Below are 21,490 nucleotides of genomic sequence, written 5' to 3'. Positions count from 1 at the left end.
TTATAGGTTAATTAGCTGTAAAACAAATCAGTTATTTTATAATTCTTGTTCCTGTTTCTCCCTTTAGAGCTTCCTGTAATTTATCAATGGAGGTAATAATTGCTTCTCCTTCTCCATTTTCCACAAATCTAATAGCTGCTTCTATTTTAGGGCCCATGCTTCCTGGAGGAAACTGTCCCTCTTCAAAATGTCTTTTAGCATCTGCAAGTGTCATTTCCTTCAAAAACTCTTGATTTTCTTTTCCAAAATTTATAGCTACTTGAGGTACTCCAGTTAATACAATTAAATAATTAGCATTGATTTCTTGTGCTACTAGTGCTGAAGCATGATCTTTATCAATAACTGCCTCTACACCCCTCAAATTTTCTCCATCTTTAACTACTGGAATACCACCACCACCAACAGTGATAACAAGAAAGTCATTGTCTACAAGTCTTTTTACTGCTTCTTTTTCAACTAACTCCAATGGTTGTGGAGAAGGAACAACACGACGGTATCCTCTACCGCTGTCTTCCGTCATAACAACCTTTTTTTCCCTTGCAATTTCTGCTGCTCTTTCCTTTGTATAGAAAGGGCCGATGGGCTTTGTAGGGTTTTCAAAACCAGGATCTTTTTCATCTACCACAACCTGTGTTACGACAGTTGCTATGTCTTTCTTTATACCCCTAGCTTTCATTCTATTATAAAGGGATTGTTGGATAATATAGCCTAAGCTTCCCTGTGTCTCTGCTCCGCATACATCTAATGGGTAAGGAGGGACAATTCCATTGGCTGCCTCTACTTTTAATAAAACATTTCCCACCTGTGGTCCATTACCATGGGTTAATACAACATTATACCCTGCTTCTGTTAAATCAAGGATAGGATCACAGCTTTGTAATATATTTTCAAATTGTTCTTCTATAGTACCCCTCTGTCCTTCCTGTATAATAGCATTACCACCTATAGCAATAACTGCAACTTTTTTCATGTTATTCCTCCTTTAACTCTATCTATGTGTTTTCTTTCATCGTTTTTTTCTTCATACCAGTACCATTATGCAGATACTTTATAATAGGTGAAGACAGCATTCCACCTACTACAAAGGTAAGCCCTATAAACATAATCCCTCTGTTACCGTTTAACTGTCCATAGTATAAAAGTGGAAAGGAACCTATTGTGATGAACCCAGCTAAGGTCTGATGTCCCACCTTTGTTTTGAAAAATGATTTTTCTCCCATGCCTTCACTCCTTCCTATAGAACAATTAAGGCTACATAAAGAATTATGCCACATATCATTGCTACTCCTAAGGCTATAGGTAGGGTTTTACGCAACACATAGCCTTCCTGTCCTAGTATCCCTGCTGTTGTTGTTCCTAATATAATACTTCCTGGTGCAATAGAGTTTCCAATAGCTCCACCTGCAGTTTGAGCGCCTAAAATTGCCATTTGGTTTACGCCTAAAATTTCTGCAGTAGTTTGTTGAAATTGTCCAAATAAAATATTAGAAGCCATATTGCTACTAGTCATAAAGCTGCCTAAAAGCCCAACAGCTGGTGCCAAAAGAACATATGCTTTGTCAAGTACATTTGCTGTTCCTGAAGCCAATACAACCGTTTGTCCAGTTCCACTCATGAGTCTTGACATAATAATCAAGCCAACAATAGCTATTGTTGATGGGGCAGTTTTTTCAACGATTCTCATAAAAATTCTTTTACCCCCACCCTTACTGATGTTGCCTTTTTTGCAAAAGTACCAGTAACCTACTAAACCTGCAATTAATAGAAAGGTTCCTGCGTGGGTTAGTGGACTAAAGGGGGAATATAAGTCTGTTGCTGGATTTACTATGCCATATCCCGTAGAAGTAGCAGGGAATGGCAGGCCTAGTTTCCAGCTTCCTAAAAACTTATTTAAGGGTGTTACTAATAAAACAAACAAAGTCACCCCAGTTAATACGTAGTAAGGTAAAAAAGCTTCATTCATGGTCATGGCTATTTCTTCCTCTACCTCTACTTCTGAAGTAGTTCGCTCCATCATCTTACTGTCCTCTATAGACCATCTTTCTCTATACCATCTGCTCTTTCCTATCAGAAATACTGCTCCTAATGCAACACAGGTCATGACAAAAGCACATAACGTCTGATTCACTTGACTTACAATCAATTGTCCTCCCCCATGGATTAGAGAAATAATCACGACAGCTGGAAAGCCTTTTTTTATCCCTGCTTTTCCTCCATAGAACCAGCAAATAGCTAACCCAGTTATGAAATTAATAATCCATATAAAGCTTGTGGCCCAAAGAGCTATGGTATTTGCCATGATTGTTCCTTCAAAGCCGGTTTGAAACAATAGGGCTTGCCAAGCAACTGCCAAGGTTCCAAAGGTTCCAGCCCAAGCATGCGCAAGAAGAGGAACTATGACCGCCCAAATAGGTGCTACTCCTATACCGACAAGTAGAGGTGCCCCTACTGCAATGGGTACACCAAACCCTGTAATTCCTTGAAGAAAGCTTACAAATACCCATCCAATGGCCAAAATCTGGAGTAATTCATTGGGGGTGAGTTTTTGCATTCCCTTTCTAAAAACCTGGAAGGCCTTTGCTTCATTGGTAACCTCATAGATCAAAATAGCCGGCCATATTACAATCAAAATCGTAAAGGCATTCCATATGCCTTTAGCGCTTTCAAGAGCGATTAGTTCCCAATTGGCTTTATATAGGGTGATCGAAACTATTAAGGAGGTAAGTAATCCCACGGGTGCTGCTTCCGCAGCTCCCCATTGGAACTTAACCATTAACAGTAGAAGTACAATTATCGGTAAAAAAGCCACCACCCACATAAACAAATTAATTGATATACTCATTTTTTTCACCTTACCTTATTAACTTTTCATCATAACTATTTGTAATAATTTCATCCTTATAAATTCATTTTTTCTGCAAAGGCCACTAAAGCATCTTCAAACATTTTTATTGGAGCTCTAGATACACCTGCACCTATCATTCCCACTCCTGGCTCTTTACTAGCAATGGCGGTATTAATAGCTGGTGCAATTCCCGTCTCTACTACTTTTCGTATATCTATACCTGTAGGTGTTCCTCTAAAGTCTAGGTTTGGAATGGTATATTGAGAATTTTCAGTATCACAAATTTCATACATATCCATTGTGTAGTTAATGGCATCCTGATAACCACCAGCCCCTAAAAACTTTACAATTGCAGGTGCTGTTGCCATAGCAAATCCACCAACACCACCGGTTTCCATAATAGCACTGTCTCCTATATCAGGGTTAGCATCTTTTGCTGTAAATCCTGAAAAATATAAGCCTTCAACAGCAGCAGCCGGTGCAGTAAACCACTGATCCCCTAAGCCACTTACACGTATTCCTATATTAACCCCATTTCTAGCCATTGCTGTTACAATCGTGGAGTTCTCTACTCCGTGGGCCGCATCTCCACTGATTTTACAAGCACACATTGCTAAATTTAAGAAAAATTGATCGTTATTGGTGGTCAAGAACTTCGTAATTTCTTTTAGTTCATTTTTGTCTTCTACAACATCAACCAAGGCATTTATAATAGTTTTAATGAAAACCGCTGTGGAAGATCCATTACGCATATGTAGTTCATCTCCCATATGCAGTGCTTGAGCAGTGATCACATTTAAGTTAATGCCTCCCATGCTATTGACAACTTTTTTTAATACAGGAGCTAATACTTCTTCTATCCATTTTAAACGTTTAACAGTATTGTCAGAATGGGCACCAAATCGAAGTACATCTCCAGCCCCTTCATTAATGGTACTATAGGCAAAGTTTCCTTGATCTTTGTTTTCTACCACATACAATGGCATAGAGTAGGAAGTAATACCTGTCATAGGTCCTACTGCCGAATGGTGATGACAAGGAGAAAATTTAATTTTTCCTTCTTCTGCCAAATCTAGAGCTTCCTTATCGTCCTTAGCTACACCTTCATACTTTAAAGCTGCAATTACAGCCCCCTTCATAGGCCCACTCATATTACTCCATTCAATAGGTGGTCCTGCATGAAGTAATGTATACTTATCCATTCCTTCTACAACTTCATGGGCTGGCTTTATGTCAACCCAAACCGCTTGGGCATTAAGCATTCTCTCTATAGCTATTTTGTTTGCTTGATCAATAATTTGTTTCATTCCTATCACTCCTTTACTTCTAACCCTTATTTTTTGGAGGTTTCAGTGTTTCTAGACTGTTACTGCTTCTGAGTTTTCTTTTTCATCTATCATTTCAGCAAAAGCCATAATTGCTTGGGTAAAACAATCCATAGGAGCATTTACAATTCCTGCACCTACTTGACCTACCCCTGGTTTTTTATGGGCCATTCCTGTATTGATTACAGGTAAAATTCCTGTCTCTACTACTTTTCTAATATCAATCGCTGTGGGAGCTCCTTCAAAGTCCATATTGGGCATTTGATAATGGGGACTTTTCCCAACAGTAATTTCTACCATATCCCTAGTATAATTAATAGCTGCTTGTACAGAGGCTGCACCTACAAATCTAACTACAGCAGGAGCTGCACCCATAGTAAATCCGCCTATACCAAAGGTTTCTACAATCGTACTATCTCCCATATCAGGGTTAGCATCATCTAGACTATAACCTGGGAAGAACAAACCTTGAGGCATAAGAACTGGAGCCTCAAACCATCTATCTCCTAAACCGCTGACTTTAATACCAAAATTAGTACCATTTCTACTCATAGCAGTAACAACGGTGCTTCCTTCAATATTCTTTACAGGATCCATAGTTGCTTTTCCAAGAGCCATAGCAATATTTAAATAGAATTGGTCGTTTGAAGTGATGAATTTTGTTATTTTTTCTAATTCATCTTTGTCTTCTACTACCTTCACGATATAAGGCATAATTACTCTAGCAAATAAGGAAGATGCCGCAATATTTCTTTGGTGCATTTCATCCCCCATGGCCAGTGCTTGAGCTGTGATAACCTTAAGATTAATAGGTCCTGATAACTCCAGTGCTTTTTTCATAGCTGGGGCCAAGCTTTTCTCAAGCCATTTTAACCTATCAATAACTTCATCATCATTAGCACCAAAACGCATAACCTTTCCAAGTCCTTCGTTGAAGGTACAATAACCATAGTTTCCAAAGGTTTCATTTTTCACTTCATACAATGGCATAGAATAAGTAATCATTCCTGTCATAGGTCCAACAGCACCTAAACTATGATTTGAAACAAATTTAATTTTTCCACTAGCTGCTAAAGCTTCTGCTTCCTCTTCTGTTGCTGCTAAACCTTCATATCGAATGGCACCTATGATTGCTCCTTTTAAAGGCCCACACATATTCTCCCACTGAATAGGTGGTCCTGCATGGCCTATTGTCATTTTATCCATTCCTGGTAATACGTCCTTAGCATATTTTACGTCCACTAAAAACGGTTCCGCACTGTTTATTCGTTTTAACGCTTCTTGATTAGCTTGTTCAATACTTATCATCTTCATATCCTCCTTTAGTTGATAACCAAAATCGTTGATAATTGCATATTTCTACACCCATACAAACAGGCTTGATTCAGAGGAAGCTTTTACTCCCTCTAAATCACAGCCATAAATTACTTCATGTAATGTATGATCTTCTAAGGATTAGAAGGGGGTGTATTGACAATACATAAAAGTGGAAACTATTTGTTTAATTTTGCTAAAATAGCTAAAAGTTTTTCATTCCCACCTGCAGGAGGTCTCCAATCCACTTGAATAGAAGGGGTTCCTTGTTCTTTTGTAGAGTTATAAAACCCTTCTAATCCAATATTAACTACCTTTAACTGGGATTTAAAAAGAACGTTTACATTTTGCATGCTGTCTCCTCCTCTAATAATTTTTCTAAGGAAGTGTCTCTAGTTGCAATTAGTGAAGCCATTCGAGCTGCCTGAGCATTGCTTGGCATAACAACAGCCCCAGCACTTCGTAACTTTTCTTCCTGTTCTTGTCGATTTTGGGGATCTTTATCTGTACCACACACAGTTGCCACCACACTTAAGTATCTTCCTTCAGCAGCTGCTCTTTCCTTTGCCTCCACTATTGCTGGCGCAATAGCACCGGCTGGATCTTCATGACATCCATAGCCCAATACAACATCTAAAAGCAATACTGCTACTTCAGGATCTAGGGCTTCTTTTTTGATGCGTTCTACCCTAAGTCTAGTATCAATCATAGGATGGGGTAACCCATCTGTAAAGTAATCCTCACCCATGTCTAAGAAAGTATGTTCAAAACTTTCCTCTACATTTTTTAATAGTAAATTCTCTTTAAGGGCTACATTAGAATATACATTTCCTATAGTTTCCCTTGTTACAAGCATACCTTCATAGCATAGGGTTCCACCGGAATATAAGCCTCTAACATACTTTTGATTTTCGCCTAATTTTTGTATCTCTTCTTTTACAATCTCTTCAATCTTTGCATTATCTATAGTAAAGAAAACACTTTCTGGCTCCTTACCTTCCATTATTCTTACAGCAGCTGTAGCTGCATCTTCTAAGGTTTCAGCTCCTATAGCTCCAGTACCCTTAACTAAAGCTGGATCTCCCCCTAGGAAACAAGTTACCACAGGCTTATTAATTGTTTTTACTGTCTCCAAGATTTTTTCCATTACTATTGGAGATGGTGGCTTAGAAATTAATACGATTACTTTTGTAGCTTCATCATTGGCTAATGCCTCAAGTCCTAGAAGCATCATTTTTCCACCTATGGCTTCTTTTAAATCTCTTCCACCTGTACCTAAGGCCTGGGATACACCTGATCCTAAGCTGTCTACTATACAGGTTGCTTCCTGTAGACCTGTTCCAGCAGCCGCCACCATACCAATATTTCCTGGGTTAACCGCATTGGCAAATCCCAGTGCTGTTCCATTGATAATGGCTGTTCCACAGTCAGGTCCCATCATAAGGAGTCCTTCTTTAACTGCCTTATCCTTCAATTCATTTTCTTCTTCTATTGTTACATTGTCACTAAATAATAGAACATTTAGTCCCGCTTCCAATGCCTTCATCGCTTCATTCTTAGCATATTTTCCTGGTACAGAAATAACAGCAAAGTTAGCATCTGGAGAATTTTTCTTAGCAGAATCTAGGGTTTTTACCCTCACATCATCACTAGAGGTAGAGGATTTTTTGTTTTCTAATTGTTCCTCTATCACTTTTAATGCTTCTTCTACCACTGAGTCTTCTTCTGCTATAATTCCTATAATCATGTCGTTAGGAGTAGCAGTCGTATTTTCTTCCAATAGCAGTCCAGAGTTTTTCATAAGTTCCTTATTATGATCGGTTCCCATCATGACAGCAGCATTTTGAACCCCTTCTAAAGCTGTAAGCTTACTAGAGATAACCATTAATGTTACAGAATCATAATAGGCATTTTGTTTAATAATATTTCGAGTAATCATTTATGAACCTCCCTTTAAGTTAATTATAAAAAAATTTTCTGTTAGAAAATTAATTTTGCAAACTTGATATTAAGTTAGTTATCAAAATAATTCCAAAAACAATGCCCCCTAAAGTATCAGTTCCAGAAGAGTGGCCTAACTCCATGAATTTTATAGTAGCATCTATAATTTTATTTTCATCTTTTTCCCTCAATGTTTCATAAAAATCATGAAATATCTCACTAAATTCTTCATTACAGGCAAACTGTAAAAGCTCCTTGGATAAAAAAGTTGTTTTGTGGGCATTTTCTTTCACGTGAACCTTGAGCTCCTCCGTCAATTTTCCCAAGATGTCTTTTCTTTCTTTGGCAAATAGTAATGTGCTTAAAAGGCCTACTAAAAAATCATCTCCTGAAGGGGTTAACCCTGGCCCCAACCCTATAAGCTTGGTTGCCTGGAGAGCACTTTCTGTTATCTTGCCATTTATTGCTTTGTCTAACACTTCTTCTAAAATAGGTAACGATTTTTGTATAAGTTGTTTATGGGTCTCATTTAAAAAAATATTCTCAGGTAATTCTCCTGTTAAATACAGGGGAAGGGTACCTAATCCTTCCTTTTTGCCATAAGTAAGCAAATACTGGGAAATGGATTTAATCCATTTGTCGTTTACTATTTCTGTTATGGATATTTTTTTATGAACCTTTGGGTTCCAAACCTTACTTGAGTCAGTACAAAAACATAGTTCGTTAATTACAAATTTTCCCTTGTAAAAAAGAACTTTATCTCCTGTTTTAATATTAATCTGTTGAAAATCTTGGGAAAACCTTTCCATGCTTATGGAGAGAGGGGTCTTGGGTAAATCGTCTGGTTGTATTGATATAATCTTATCCTCAACAGCGATATTGATTGTATTTTTATAAACAGAATGTACTATACCTTTATTCCTTGTTTTTAAAAGTTCGTAACTACTTTGACTTATTTCTTTGACAAAAAAAATATGACCATCCCTCCCTTTTCTTAATTTAAGTTTATCTCAAAGGGATAGAATGGTCATCGGCAGTGTGCCTAATTTTTGACAAAATCACTTATGCAGTTTGCCTAATTTTTTTTAGTGGATTTTTAAAAGGTGCATAACTCTAATGGCCAATTGTATTTCCAGTGATTCTTCTGCATCCTTTAAATCTGTGTTTAAAATAGTTTTTATTTTATCCAGACGATAGATAAAGGTGTTTCTATGGATAAAAAGCTCTTTAGAGGCTTCACTAATGTTGCCTTTATAAGCAAAGTATTGCTCTAAAGTTCCTACAAGATTTGTTTTGTTTTCTAAATCATATCTTACTAATTCAGCAATAGTATTTTCATAAAAGTTTTCTAGCTCCTGTCGAGAAGTGCCGGACTCTAAAAGATGATAAATGATAAAATCCTCAAAATGAAGTATATGGTTATTACGGGAAAGTTTTTTCCCCATTTTAACTACCTCTTGAGCTTCAGAAAAGCTAAGATCTAGTTTCAATATATTATCATATAATTTTCCTATTCCAATATTGATTTCAATAGGAGATAACGTTTTATGGGTAAGCTCATAAAAGTCTTTTCCAAATTCCTTTGTAAAGTCTTTAGCTTCCTTGGAAGTTTTTGTTTTCTCCATAGGAATAAATAGGATAACTTGATTCCGGCGGGAAATAGAAACAACATTGATTTTTTTCTCTTCAGAAAGTTCCTCTATTAACAGTAGCATTCTTTCTATTTTATTTCTAAGATTTCTTTTCTTGACAATAATATCTCCTTTATCTTTACTGTCATATCCATTAACTTTAACTATCATACAAACATAGTTTTTGGTTGTGTCCATACCATGCATTTCTGCTAAACTATTAATACTGTTAATAGACTCGATTTTTCCAGTTAATAAATCATCAAAAAAGTCTCTTCTAATTTGATGCTTTACTTCCTCTATTTCTTTTGTTTTTATTCTTTCTAATGCAGCAACTGTAGAAGCTGTTTCCAGGGCTACATAGTCAATCTTACTCATTTTTATGGTGGTTTCCCAAACAATGATATATCCATAAATCTCGTTGATAGCTGCTATCGGCATAATTCTGCAAATAATAGTCTTTCCATCTGCTTCATATTTTCTTTTAATAGATTTCTTTAAACTAGCAACATCATCTGGAACGTCTTCTGTCATTTTCATGGGAAAAACCTTTTCTTTTTTATTGAGAGTTAATATTTTCTCTAGAGGATAAGGATTATGAGGATGTTCTACATAGGTTAAAAGGTTCCATTTGCTATCTACTATAATTACTGCATTGTTAATTAATTGTACAACAGCTTTTGCAATTTCATCTAATCCTCCCCCTTTCAAAGTAACTTCTGTTAAACTTTCATGAATGTCTAGGGATTTTTGTAATAAACTATCATGGGCTTTGAATATTTCTTTATTGACGGCATTACTAATCTGTGCTAAAGAATAGTTTTGTGGTATTTCTATCAAAGGAAGATTATATTGATTAGCGGCTTCCACCATTGCTTTGGGCATTTCTCCAAAATATTTTCGTGTCTTTATAGCCAAACCAGCACAATTGATCTCGGATAACTCCTTTATTACTTTCACCTGAAATTCAGTATCATCTTTAAAAACATATCCTGTCGTTAAAACTAAATCTCCAGGCATAAGCCAGTCAAAGGTATCAGGATTGTCCATAATATTTGTGTTGCTGATTGTATTGGTAATGCCACTTTCCCCTCCAAATAAACTTAAGCCTTCAATGGATTTCATCCTAATTAAATCATTAATTGTAAAAAACATTTTTTTCCTCCTTTTATCAACATGAGGCTGTTAGCATCATAAATCACTTTTCTACTTGCTATGCTACAACTATTCTACAAAAAAAACTCATTTCCTCTAAATAGTTTTATATTTCGACATGGATTATTACTTAACACCCATTGCCAACAAAAAAACCTATCATATTATTGGTATGATAGGTTTTTTGTTCTTTTAAAATTTTCTGCTTCCTGGTTTCTCTAATGGAATATTTCCTTCTTTACATAAAGGACAGTCTTCAGGTTCATGGGAAGTTAATTTTTCTGAAAAAGCTGTTCTAAATTTTATTCCAAAATCAATTTCACCCCCAGTCCTATCCACCAAAGCTGCTATACCAACTACCTTTCCCCCCTGTTGCTTAACTATCTCTATTACCTCCTTTACAGATCCCCCTGTAGTAATAACATCTTCTACCACCAATACTTTTGAATCCTTTGGGATAGTAAACCCTCTCCGCAAAGTCATTTGATTATTTTCTCTTTCTGTAAAAAGACTTATAGTCTTTAATTGTCTGGCAAATTCATAGGACATAGTTATTCCACCTAATGCAGGGCCAATCACCATGTCAATTTTATCCCCTTGAAACTCCTCTGCCAATCCCTTAATAATTTCTTCCGTATACTCTGGATATTGTAAAATTTTTGCACATTGCATATAATTATCGCTATGTCTTCCAGAGGTAAATAAAAAATGTCCTCTTTTAAGAACCTCTAGCTTTTCAAAAATCTCTAACACTCTTTCTTTTTTAATCATATCTATCCCTCCAAATATATTTTAAATTATATACATACCTTTTTAACAATTTCTTTAATATTTTTTATGTTATATTGTTGCAAATAACCCTCTATTTCTTCTACTACATCTAACGTTGCCCTTGGATTCATAAAATTAGCAGTTCCTACTGCTACGGCAGTGGCTCCTGCTAAAATAAATTCTATTGCATCCTCTCCTGTAGTTATTCCCCCCATACCTATAATGGGAACCTCCACCGCCTGTGCTACTTGATAAACCATTCTTACTGCCACTGGTTTAACAGCTGGTCCAGATAGCCCTCCTATTCCATTGGCTAATACAGGTTTTCTTTTATGAATATCAATTGCCATTCCTATTAATGTGTTAATGAGGGATAGGCTATCGGCTCCTCCTGCCACAGCAGCCTTTGCTATCTCAACAATGTCTGTTACATTAGGGCTTAATTTTACAATAAGGGGTTGTTTAGCATATCTTTTTACCTCCTTTGTTACATGCTCCACCATTCTCCTATCAGTTCCAAAGGTTACCCCTCCCTCCTTTACATTGGGACAGGATATGTTTAGCTCCAGTATATCGATATCCTCTGAAGATAGTCTTTCAGCTACTGCACAGTATTCTTCCACTGTTTTTCCTGAAATATTTACAATGATTTTTGTATCATAGCTTCGTAAAAACGGGATATCCTTTTCAATGAATTCCTCCATCCCAGGATTTTGAAGTCCAACACTGTTTAACATACCCCCATAGGTTTCTGCTACCCTTGGTGTAGGATTTCCCTTCCATGGGGTGGAGGATATTCCCTTTACCACAACAGCACCAAGTTTATTTAAATCCACGAATTCTCCATATTCTCTGCCACTTCCAAAGGTTCCCGAAGCAGGCATAACAGGATTTTTTAATTCTACGCCTCCAATATTTACCTTCATATTAGGCTTCATCATTCCCAAATCACCTCATCTCTTGAAAAGACTGGACCATCTTTACATACCCTTTTATATTCCCAATCTTCTTTCCCTTGGGTCTTACAGGTGCACACAAGACAAGCCCCTATACCACAGGCCATTCTTTCCTCTAAGGATAATTCAGCTGGAAGATCCTGTTCCTTAGCCCATTCACCTATAGCCTTCAACATAGGCTTTGGTCCACAGCTATAAACCCTATCCCCTATGGGATTATGCTGTTTTATTAGTTCCAACACATTACCTTTATGTCCATAACTTCCATCTTCTGTAGCTACGTAAACATAATCAACATATTTTTTGAATTCCTCTATTAAAATAGGATTGCATCGGAAACCTAAATATACAGTTGTACTACCCTTCAAGTGTTTTACTAGTTCTAGGAGGGGAGGTACCCCAATACCTCCTCCTATTACAATGTTTTTCCCATTACCTTTTTCTACTGTAAATCCATTGCCCAAGGGTCCCAATACTTTAACTTTATCCCCTACCCTTAGATGAGATATTTGTTTTGTCCCCTCTCCAACAATGGCATAAATCAATCTTATTGTATGATTATTTTTGTCTATTTCACAAATACTTATAGGTCTTGGCAGTAAATGTCGACCATCCTCGCAATATAAATTTACAAATTTCCCGGGAAATCCTTGTTCTCCTATCTCCTTCGACAAAAAAATCATTTCATAAATCTGGGGAGAGATTTCTTCATTTTTCATGATTTTTGCCTTTACCATATTCATCATCATATCCCTCCTAAATCTACAGGATTTAAATCTTCTATAGAAAGATTACTTTCCATAATCCCTAACATTGCCCTTACTGTGTCTAGGGATGTCAACACATTAATGGAGGCTTCCATGGCTGCTCTCCGTATCATAAAGCCATCTCTTTTTGCATCATGTCCTCTAGTAGGTGTATTGATGACTAACTTAATCTCCCCATCTCTTATGATATCAAGGATGTTTGGAACCCCTTCGCTAATCTTTTTTACAGCCTCTGCAGGAATATCATGATTTTTTAAATGTTGAGCCGTTCCTTCTGTAGCTATGAACCGATAGCCCTTTTTATGAAGACCCTTTGCCAGCTGAGTAAATTCCTCCTTATCATAGTCCTTTAATGTCACCAGAATTTTTCCTTCTTTTTTAGGGATTTTTATCCCTGCTGCTATAAATCCTTTATATAGGGCTTCTATAAAGGTTTTGCCTACACCTAAGACTTCCCCTGTAGATTTCATCTCTGGTCCTAAGCTCATTTCCACCATCGGCAGCTTTTCTGTAGAAAAAACCGGTACCTTTACTGCAATTAATTCCCCTTCTGGATAAATTCCTGTACCATATCCTAGATTCTTTAATTTCTCTCCCAGCATGACTCTAGTGGCTAAGCCTATCATTGGCACCCCAGTTACTTTGCTTATAAAAGGAACTGTTCTGCTGGACCGGGGATTCACTTCAATAACATACAATTGGCCTTGAAATTCTACAAATTGAATGTTAATCATACCCCTGACCTTTAGAGCATTTGCTATAGATTTTGTGTATTGCTGAATTTTATCCTTTGTCCCTTGGGATATATTTTGACTAGGATAAATGGATATACTATCTCCCGAATGAATACCAGCCCTTTCTAGATGCTCCATAATCCCAGGAATCAGTATTTCTTCTCCATCACAGATAGCATCTACTTCTATCTCTTTTCCTATAAGATACTTATCAATTAACACTGGATTTTTCTTATCCCGTTGAAAAGCCTCTTTTAAATATTTTTCTAAATCTTTTTCCCTATAGGTTATTTCCATTCCTTGTCCACCTAGGACATAGGAGGGTCTTACTAAAACTGGATAGCTTAACAGCTTAGCTTCCTCAATACCTTCTTCAACCGTTGTCACTGCTTCTCCCTTGGGCCTTGGAATATTGAGTTTTTCCATTAAAGTATCGAACTTTTTTCTATCCTCTGCTTCGTCTATTTCTTCTGGTTTTGTTCCTAATATAGGTATTGCCATTTTTCTAAAGAAATTTGCCAGCTTAATTGCCGTTTGTCCACCAAATTGTAGGATAACACCATCAGGATTTTCTTTTTCTACAATATTTAAAACATCTTCTTCGGTCAGAGGTTCAAAGTACAATTTGTCAGAAATATTGAAGTCGGTACTTACAGTTTCAGGATTGTTATTTACAATAATTGTCTCAATTCCAGCTTCCTTCAAGGTTAAGATGCTGTGGACTGAGCAATAGTCAAACTCAATACCCTGTCCTATCCGTATAGGCCCCGACCCAATTACCATGACTTTTTTCCTATTACTTATCTCTACTTCGTCCACTTGGTCAAAGGTGGAGTAGTAATAAGGTGACACAGCTTCAAATTCTCCACTACAGGTATCTACCATTTTATAGGTAGGGACTATATGCCATTGCTTTCTTAAACGATAAATATCCTCTGGACTACATCCCATTAAATTTGCTATTCCCTTATCAGAAAATCCTTTTTTCTTTAGAGGTCTCAATTTTTCTTCCGTCATTTCTTCTAAAGAAGTTTTTTTCAACCTTTCTTCCTCTATTACAATGTTCATAATTTTGTCTATAAAAAAGCTATCTATTCCTGTTATTTCACAAATTTTTTCTGGTCTATAATTTCTTCTAAGGATTTCTGCCACATCAAATATTCTTTCATCATCAGGCACTTGGATTTTTCTTTTCAATTCTTCAATATCCCTAGATTGAGAGGTTTTGCCCTCTAGATTATACTGACCTATTTCTAAAGAACGTATTCCTTTGAGGAGGGCAGCTTCAAAATTATTACCTATAGCCATTATTTCTCCCGTTGCCATCATTTTTGTTCCTAGCATTCTATTAGCCTGGTGGAACTTATCAAAGGGCCATTTAGGAATCTTTACTACTACATAATCCAAGGTGGGCTCAAAACAGGCGTAGGTTTTTTCAGTCACTGCATTTTTTATTTCATCTAGTCCATACCCCAAAGCTATTTTTGTAGCTACTGCTGCGATAGGATATCCCGTTGCCTTGGAAGCTAAGGCAGACGATCTACTAACTCTAGGATTTATTTCTATGACTGCATACTGGAAGCTCTTAGGATCTAGAGCAAATTGTACATTGCATCCTCCCTCTATTTTAATAGCATCAATAATATTTATTGAAGCAGTTCGCAGCATTTGACATTCTTTATCCGATAGGGTTTGAGACGGAGCCACTACAATACTGTCCCCAGTATGAACCCCTACAGGATCGATGTTTTCCATATTACATACAGCAATGGAATTACCATATTTATCTCTAATTACTTCATATTCAATTTCTTTCCATCCCTTAATACTTTTTTCCAATAATACTTGTCCCACTCTACTCATTTGAAGACCTTGGCCTAGTATCTCCTTTAATTGAATTTCATCGTTAGCAATACCTCCACCTGTACCCCCTAATGTATAGGCAGGTCTAACAATGACAGGATAACCAACTCTACTGGCAAATTGAAGTCCATCTTCAAGGTTTGTAATAATTTCACCTTCTACAATAGGCTGCTGAATACTTTCCATTAAATTTTTGAATAGCTCCCTATCTTCTCCCCTTCTAATGGCTTCTATAGATGTTCCTATAATTTTTACATTGTATCGCTGTAATATCCCCTTATCAAAGAGCTCTACAACAAGATTAAGTCCTGTTTGTCCGCCCATTCCTGCTAAGATGCTATCGGGTCTTTCCTTAGCAATAATTTTTTCAACAAACTCTATCGTTAATGGTTCTATATAAATTTTATCTGCCATTTCTTTATCTGTCATAATGGTAGCAGGATTACTGTTAATTAATATTACCTCTAGGCCTTCTTCCTTTAAGGCTCTGCAGGCTTGGGTTCCAGCATAATCAAACTCTGCTGCTTGACCTATAATAATGGGACCTGAACCAATAACTAGTACTTTTTTTATAGTATTATCTCTTGGCATTGTAATCCTCCTTGTCTAGCAACTCCATAAACTTATCAAATATATAGGCAGTATCTTGGGGTCCAGGCGAGGCTTCAGGATGAAACTGTACACTGAATATTGGTAAAAATTCATGCTGTATCCCTTCTATGGTGTTATCATTTAAGTTAACATGGGTGACTATTACCTCTTCTGGTAAGCTTCCTCCATCTACAACATAATCATGATTTTGAGAGGTTATATAAATCTTGTTCTTTATTAAATCCTTCACTGGATGGTTACAGCCATGGTGACCAAACTTTAATCTTTCTGTATTTCCTCCTAAGCTAAGGGCCAAAAGCTGATGACCTAAACAAATTCCCAGAATAGGCTTTTTTTCAGTCAACTTCTTAATTGTAGCAATGTTATCTGTTAAGGCTTTAGGATCTCCAGGGCCATTGGATAGAAATATACCATCGGGATTTACACTTAATATCTCTTCAGCCCCTACATTATAGGGAAATACAGTTATTCTACAATTTCTTTTACTAAAAGACCTGAGAATATTTTTCTTCATCCCAAAATCTATGATGGCAATATGCTTTCCTGCTCCTTCAACACTGTAAATCTCCTTTGTCGTCACCTGTTTTACAGCATCTTCGTTACTAAAATTATTTATTTTTTTCTGTATTTCCTCTTGGGATATGTCCTCCCCTACAATGATTCCCTTCATGGTTCCGTGGTTTCTTAAGGTCTTAGTCAAAGCCCTGGTATCTATTTCTGCTAAACCCATCACTTTCATCTCTTTTAAATACCCTTCTATATCCATTTCACATCTCCAGTTGCTCCCTTTAGCAGTCCTTTCTCTTACAATGAGGGCTTTTACCTTTGGAGCTGTTGATTCCATATCATCAAGGTTAATCCCATAATTCCCTATTAGGGGATAGGTCATCACCACCATTTGCCCATAATAAGAGGGATCTGTTAATATTTCTTGATAGCCTGTCATTCCTGTATTAAATACCACTTCACCTACTGTCTCTTGAATGTGTCCAAAGGCTATTCCCTCAAAACTATTCCCATTTTCTAAAATTAATTTTGCCTTCATATTGTCCCACTCCTCTGGCCTTATTGTGTTAAAGTATTTTTTGCAAATCCTTTTTCATATCCAATACCGCAGCTCTTGCTGCCAAGGCAAATTCTTCTTCCTTGTACTTTGATTGATAAGCTTCCCTTTGATAAGCTGCAATGATTCCCCTTGAGGAATTAATAATGGCTCCTAATCCATCCCTATTAAAATATCCCTTTAAATCTTCAGCCTTAGCTCCTTGAGCTCCATAGCCCGGCACTAAAAAATAAGTCTTGGGCATGATGCTACGGAGGCCTTCTGCTTGATGAGGATGGGTTGCCCCCACCACTGCCCCTATGGAACTATACCCTCTTTTGCCTACTAAGGATTGTCCCCATTGATGAACCAGTTTCCCAACTCTTTCATAAAGCTTTTCTCCACCTACATCTAGATCCTGTATTTCTCCACTATTGGAATTGGAGGTTTTAACAAGAATAAAAAGTCCTTTATCATAGGTTTTACAATGTCCAACATAGGGTTCAATGGAGTCGTATCCAAGATAGGGGTTTAAGGTAATCGTATCTTCCCCGTAGATACTATAGCTTTCTTCTTCAACCTTTACCCTGCCGATATGTCCATCAGCATAGGCTTCGGCAGTAGACGCAATGTCACTTCTTTTAATATCACCAATAATCAGCAGTCCTTTTTCCTTTGCATAGCCAATGGTATCAATGTAGGCTTGTATGCCTTCTGATCCATATTGCTCATACATGGCTATTTGAGGCTTTACTGCTGGTACTAAATCATAGATTCCATCAATAATCCCCTTGTTGAATTCCAGAAAAGCCTTTGCTGCTGCCTTAGGGGTTTTTCCATATAGTTCATAGTTCTTTTCTCTTATGGCTCTAGGCACATAATTTAACCTAGGGTCTAATCCTACCACTGTAGGATTTTGTAATGCTTCAATTTTTTCTATCAATCTATCTATCATTCCATCCTCCTCCTTATTGTTTATCTACCAAAAGTTCTCCATTTTCTACAATCAACTTCCCAGCTACAATCGTATAGTTTACTTTTCCTTTTACTGTCTTCCCATGAAAAGGACTGTTTTTTCCCTTTGATGCAAACTTATTTATATCTATATCATAGACTTCATAGGGATTGATGATGGTTACATCAGCTATCTTCCCTATCTTTAATTCTCCTTTATCTAATCCCAGCAACGCAGCAGGCTTTGTACTCATTTTTTCTATCATTTGTATTGGTGTTAAGATTCCTTTGTCCACCAACTCTGTTATCACCAGTGGCACCGCTGTTTCTAAGCCTACAATGCCGAAGGGCGCCTCTACATAGGAAAGGTTCTTTTCCCTCTCATGATGGGGAGCATGATCGGTTGCTATAATATCTATTGTTCCATCCCTTAGAGCTTCTTTGATAGCTTCTATGTCTTTATAGGTTCTTAAGGGAGGATTCATTTTGGTATTGGTATTGTTGGGTGTCACAGCCTCCTCCGTTAATGTAAAGTGATGGGGGCATACTTCTGCTGTTATCCTCTTATCTCTTTTTTTGCTTTGCCTTAGAATCTCTACTGTTCCTTGGGTACTAATGTGACAGAGATGAAGTTTAACATCTAGCTTCTGTGCTAAAAATATGTCTCGTGCAGCAATGATTTCTTCAGCATCTGGACTTATCCCCTTCAGCCCCAGCTCCCTACACCTATCCCCTTCATTCATAACCCCATCATTAGAAAGATCATGGTCCTCACAGTGGGAAAAGACTGGTAATTTTAATTTACTAGCCACCTCTAATGCCTCCTCCATAAGGGTTGCCTTCATAACCGCCTTTCCGTCTTCACTAATTCCACAAATTCCAGCCTCCATCATTTCTTCAATTGCCGCCAGTTCTCTGCCTTCTTGGCCCTTTGTAATGGCACCTATAGGCAAAATATTTACCAAAGCTTCTTTGTTTGCTTTTTCTTGAATATACTTTACAACATCCTTATTATCTATTACTGGATTGGTATTTGGCATACAGCATATAGTAGTAAATCCTCCCTTGGCTGCACTTTGACTGCCAGAGGATATCGTTTCTTTATCCTCAAATCCTGGTTCCCTTAAATGAACATGGATATCAATTAATCCCGGTACAACCCAACAGTTCTTTGCATCGATAATTTTGTCGACCTTCTCTTCTATGTTCTTTTTAACAGCGACTATTTTGTCATCTTCTATCATTAAGTCCTTGACCTCATCGGTGTTGGATATAGGATCAATAATTCTTCCGTTTTTAATTAACAGCTTCATTTTTTCATCTCCTCTATATTTTTTCTCTACTGATATAGGACTTTTCACTAACCACAGTTTTTGTTAAGCTGTAGGAATTTTTGCAAAACAAAAAGGACAATAATAAGATTATAAAAATTAATAATCTTATTATTGTCCTTAGGTTTTTAAATATGAAAAATACCTCAAATATATTTTTAAATATACTTGTCATAGTTATCCATCCTTTCTGGCCTCTCTGGACCACTTTAAAGGTTTGCATGTTATTATACATTTGAAAGTATGTTATCATAGGTTATATAATATTGTCAATTATAAAATATATATTTTTACCTATTCCTCTAAAACTTTTGAAGTATCCTTTGCAAATTTTCTCTAGATATCAAGGCCTTCTCCACGGGACGAACTTCTAAAATGAAGGAGGTATCTATGTCCTCTAACTGATTAAAATAATATTGAAAATTTATTTTTCCTTCTCCTATAACCTGATGATCCTGAACACCATTATGGTCATGGATATGGCAGTTTCTTACATATTTTAAATTACTCATAAAAAAATCTATATCCCCCTGCTTTCCATAGGAGTGACCAATATCCCATGTAAGGTATAAATCCCCTTGAGGCAATAATTCTTCTAATACTTTTTTTATCATACCATTGAAATTCCCTACATTTTCAATACAAGGCATGATTTTTCCCATAGCATGCTTCCTTAATTCTATTAAGCTTTCCTTCAACAATTTTGCAAATTCCCCACCATAAATTTCTTGAAGATAAATTTTTTTATCGGTTTGGGTAAAACAAACGGAATCTCCAGGATGAAAGGTAATCTTTTGTCCCCCAATCTCAGCCCCAAAATCTATACATTCCTTTAGCCGTTCAAGTCCTTCTTTTCTTACACCATCATGTAGATGATAAAGGGGAATATCCTCAGGAGCATGGAAGCTTAAAGCTATCTTTTCCTTCTCTACCCTTGCTCTAATAGCTTTGCGCTGCTCTCTACTATAGTTTTCAGGAAAAAATGCAGGAACATTTAAATTGATTTCTACAGAAGGAAACCCATTCTCCTTAGCAAAATCCAAGGCCGTCAATATATTTTCTTCTCCTAGGGTTGCTGCATATCCTATACGATTTAAAATATTTATATAGTCCATATGTTATCACTCCCACTACCATAGGTTAAACACTTTTTATCCTTAACCTAAAAGCCTTTTTAGTCTCTCACATACTGCATCCCCAACTTCATGGGTTTTTGCTGTTCCCTTTAAATCTGGTGTCAGTGTTTTACCTTCCAGTAAAATTTCTGTAATAGCCTCAGTAATCCTTTCTGTGTCACAATCTTCTAATAAATGATCTAATAGCATTTTTACTGTCCAAATCATGGCGATAGGATTAGCAACCTGTTTACCGGCTAAATCAGGGGCTGAACCATGGACTGGCTCAAACATAGAGGGGTATTCCTTCTCTAAGTTCAAGTTGCCACTGGCAGCAAAGCCTAATCCACCCTGTAAAGCTGCTCCTAAATCAGTAATAATATCTCCGAAGAGATTGGATGCCACCAATACGTCATAGGTTTCTGGCTTTTGTAAAAAATACATGGTAACTGCATCAACATGGTGGGTTTCTGTTATAATATCTCTATAATTTTCTGCCTGCTCTGTAAAAATTTTATCCCAAAACACCATACTGTAATTTAGTGCATTGGATTTTGTAACATTGGTAACCTTCTTATACTTATTTCGTTTTCTAGCTAATTGAAAAGCATATTCCATAATTTTTTCTGTGTTTTTTCTGGTAAATACTGCTGTTTGTAGGGCTATTTCCTCTGGCCTATCAGCAAATCTAACTCCTCCTACCCCTGCATATTCACCTTCTACATTTTCTCTTACCACAATAAAATCAATATCCTCTGGTCTTTTATCTTTAAGAGGACAAGGTGCTCCAGGCAGCAGCTTTATAGGTCTTAAGTTAACCGATTGATTAAAACCCTGTCGTATTTTTAAAAGCAGTCCATGAAGAGAAATGTGATCAGGTACAGAAGGATATCCTACAGCACCTAATAAGATAGCATCAAAATCCTTTAAAATCTTTAATCCGTTGGGGTCCATCATGTTTCCAGTTTTTAGATAATACTCACAGCCCCAAGGAAAATATTCATAATCAAAGTGTATGTCTCCTTTAAGGGCAGCAAAGGTATCTAATACCTTTACCCCTTCCGCTGTAACCTCATTTCCTATGCCATCTCCTGGAATAACAGCTATTTTATATTTTTTCATATCCCTTTTCCC

General features: G+C 36.8%; 18 protein-coding genes. All 18 read right to left on the bottom strand.

Annotated elements, in window-relative coordinates; translation table 11 throughout:
- Positions 1-31 precede the first annotated feature (31 nt).
- Positions 32-970, bottom strand: a complete 939-nt coding sequence (arcC, locus tag BLS22_RS11205) for a carbamate kinase (protein ID WP_090553849.1) — start codon at positions 968-970, stop codon at positions 32-34.
- A gap of 22 nt (positions 971-992) precedes the next feature.
- A complete protein-coding gene (locus tag BLS22_RS11200) occupies positions 993-1,220 on the bottom strand; it encodes a hypothetical protein (protein ID WP_090553848.1) in 228 nt (75 codons plus the stop codon).
- 14 nt (positions 1,221-1,234) lie between these two features.
- Complete coding sequence (locus BLS22_RS11195; RefSeq protein ID WP_090553847.1) at positions 1,235-2,842, bottom strand: L-lactate permease; 1,608 nt, start codon at positions 2,840-2,842, stop codon at positions 1,235-1,237.
- A gap of 56 nt (positions 2,843-2,898) precedes the next feature.
- Positions 2,899-4,152 (bottom strand): YlbE family protein, encoded by a 1,254-nt coding sequence (locus tag BLS22_RS11190; protein WP_090553846.1) that lies wholly within the window; start codon positions 4,150-4,152, stop codon positions 2,899-2,901.
- 51 nt (positions 4,153-4,203) lie between these two features.
- Positions 4,204-5,478, bottom strand: a complete 1,275-nt coding sequence (locus tag BLS22_RS11185; protein ID WP_090553845.1) for a YlbE family protein — start codon at positions 5,476-5,478, stop codon at positions 4,204-4,206.
- Between the two features lie 185 nt (positions 5,479-5,663).
- The gene (locus tag BLS22_RS11180) at positions 5,664-5,837 is read right to left on the bottom strand and encodes a fdrA domain protein (protein ID WP_090553844.1); all 174 of its coding nucleotides are present in this window, start codon (positions 5,835-5,837) and stop codon (positions 5,664-5,666) included.
- Positions 5,825-7,423: an acyl-CoA synthetase FdrA gene (fdrA, locus tag BLS22_RS11175; RefSeq protein WP_090553843.1), complete on the bottom strand. Its 1,599-nt coding sequence runs from the start codon at positions 7,421-7,423 to the stop codon at positions 5,825-5,827. The genes BLS22_RS11180 and fdrA overlap by 13 nt, the downstream gene beginning before the upstream one ends.
- A 49-nt stretch (positions 7,424-7,472) precedes the next feature.
- The gene (locus BLS22_RS11170; RefSeq protein WP_090553842.1) at positions 7,473-8,234 is read right to left on the bottom strand and encodes an oxamate carbamoyltransferase subunit AllH family protein; all 762 of its coding nucleotides are present in this window, start codon (positions 8,232-8,234) and stop codon (positions 7,473-7,475) included.
- Between the two features lie 276 nt (positions 8,235-8,510).
- A complete protein-coding gene (locus BLS22_RS11165) occupies positions 8,511-10,211 on the bottom strand; it encodes a PucR family transcriptional regulator (RefSeq protein WP_090553841.1) in 1,701 nt (566 codons plus the stop codon).
- Between the two features lie 192 nt (positions 10,212-10,403).
- Complete coding sequence (pyrE, locus tag BLS22_RS11160) at positions 10,404-10,982, bottom strand: orotate phosphoribosyltransferase (protein ID WP_208974703.1); 579 nt, start codon at positions 10,980-10,982, stop codon at positions 10,404-10,406.
- Positions 10,983-11,008: 26 nt separating this feature from the next.
- Positions 11,009-11,923 (bottom strand): dihydroorotate dehydrogenase, encoded by a 915-nt coding sequence (locus BLS22_RS11155; RefSeq protein ID WP_090553840.1) that lies wholly within the window; start codon positions 11,921-11,923, stop codon positions 11,009-11,011.
- Positions 11,920-12,684: a dihydroorotate dehydrogenase electron transfer subunit gene (locus BLS22_RS11150; RefSeq protein WP_090553839.1), complete on the bottom strand. Its 765-nt coding sequence runs from the start codon at positions 12,682-12,684 to the stop codon at positions 11,920-11,922. The genes BLS22_RS11155 and BLS22_RS11150 overlap by 4 nt, the downstream gene beginning before the upstream one ends.
- Positions 12,684-15,893, bottom strand: a complete 3,210-nt coding sequence (gene carB, locus BLS22_RS11145; protein ID WP_090553838.1) for a carbamoyl-phosphate synthase large subunit — start codon at positions 15,891-15,893, stop codon at positions 12,684-12,686. The genes BLS22_RS11150 and carB overlap by 1 nt, the downstream gene beginning before the upstream one ends.
- Positions 15,880-16,959 (bottom strand): carbamoyl phosphate synthase small subunit, encoded by a 1,080-nt coding sequence (locus BLS22_RS11140; RefSeq protein ID WP_090553837.1) that lies wholly within the window; start codon positions 16,957-16,959, stop codon positions 15,880-15,882. Before BLS22_RS11140 ends, carB begins: the two co-directional genes overlap by 14 nt.
- Positions 16,960-16,987: 28 nt before the next feature.
- Positions 16,988-17,911, bottom strand: coding sequence for an orotidine-5'-phosphate decarboxylase (gene pyrF / locus BLS22_RS11135; RefSeq protein WP_090553836.1), 924 nt, complete (start codon positions 17,909-17,911; stop codon positions 16,988-16,990).
- A 13-nt stretch (positions 17,912-17,924) separates the two neighbouring features.
- Entirely contained in the window at positions 17,925-19,223 is a 1,299-nt protein-coding gene (locus BLS22_RS11130) for a dihydroorotase (protein WP_090553835.1), read from the bottom strand.
- A 320-nt stretch (positions 19,224-19,543) separates the two neighbouring features.
- Entirely contained in the window at positions 19,544-20,356 is an 813-nt protein-coding gene (locus BLS22_RS11120) for a sugar phosphate isomerase/epimerase family protein (protein WP_090553833.1), read from the bottom strand.
- A 42-nt stretch (positions 20,357-20,398) separates the two neighbouring features.
- The gene (locus BLS22_RS11115) at positions 20,399-21,478 is read right to left on the bottom strand and encodes a tartrate dehydrogenase (protein ID WP_090553832.1); all 1,080 of its coding nucleotides are present in this window, start codon (positions 21,476-21,478) and stop codon (positions 20,399-20,401) included.
- Positions 21,479-21,490: the final 12 nt, after the last annotated feature.

Origin of the sequence: Natronincola ferrireducens (assembly GCF_900100845.1) — a bacterium.
GTDB lineage: Bacteria > Bacillota > Clostridia > Peptostreptococcales > Natronincolaceae > Natronincola_B > Natronincola_B ferrireducens.
This window is presented reverse-complemented; position numbering and strand designations above follow the sequence as displayed.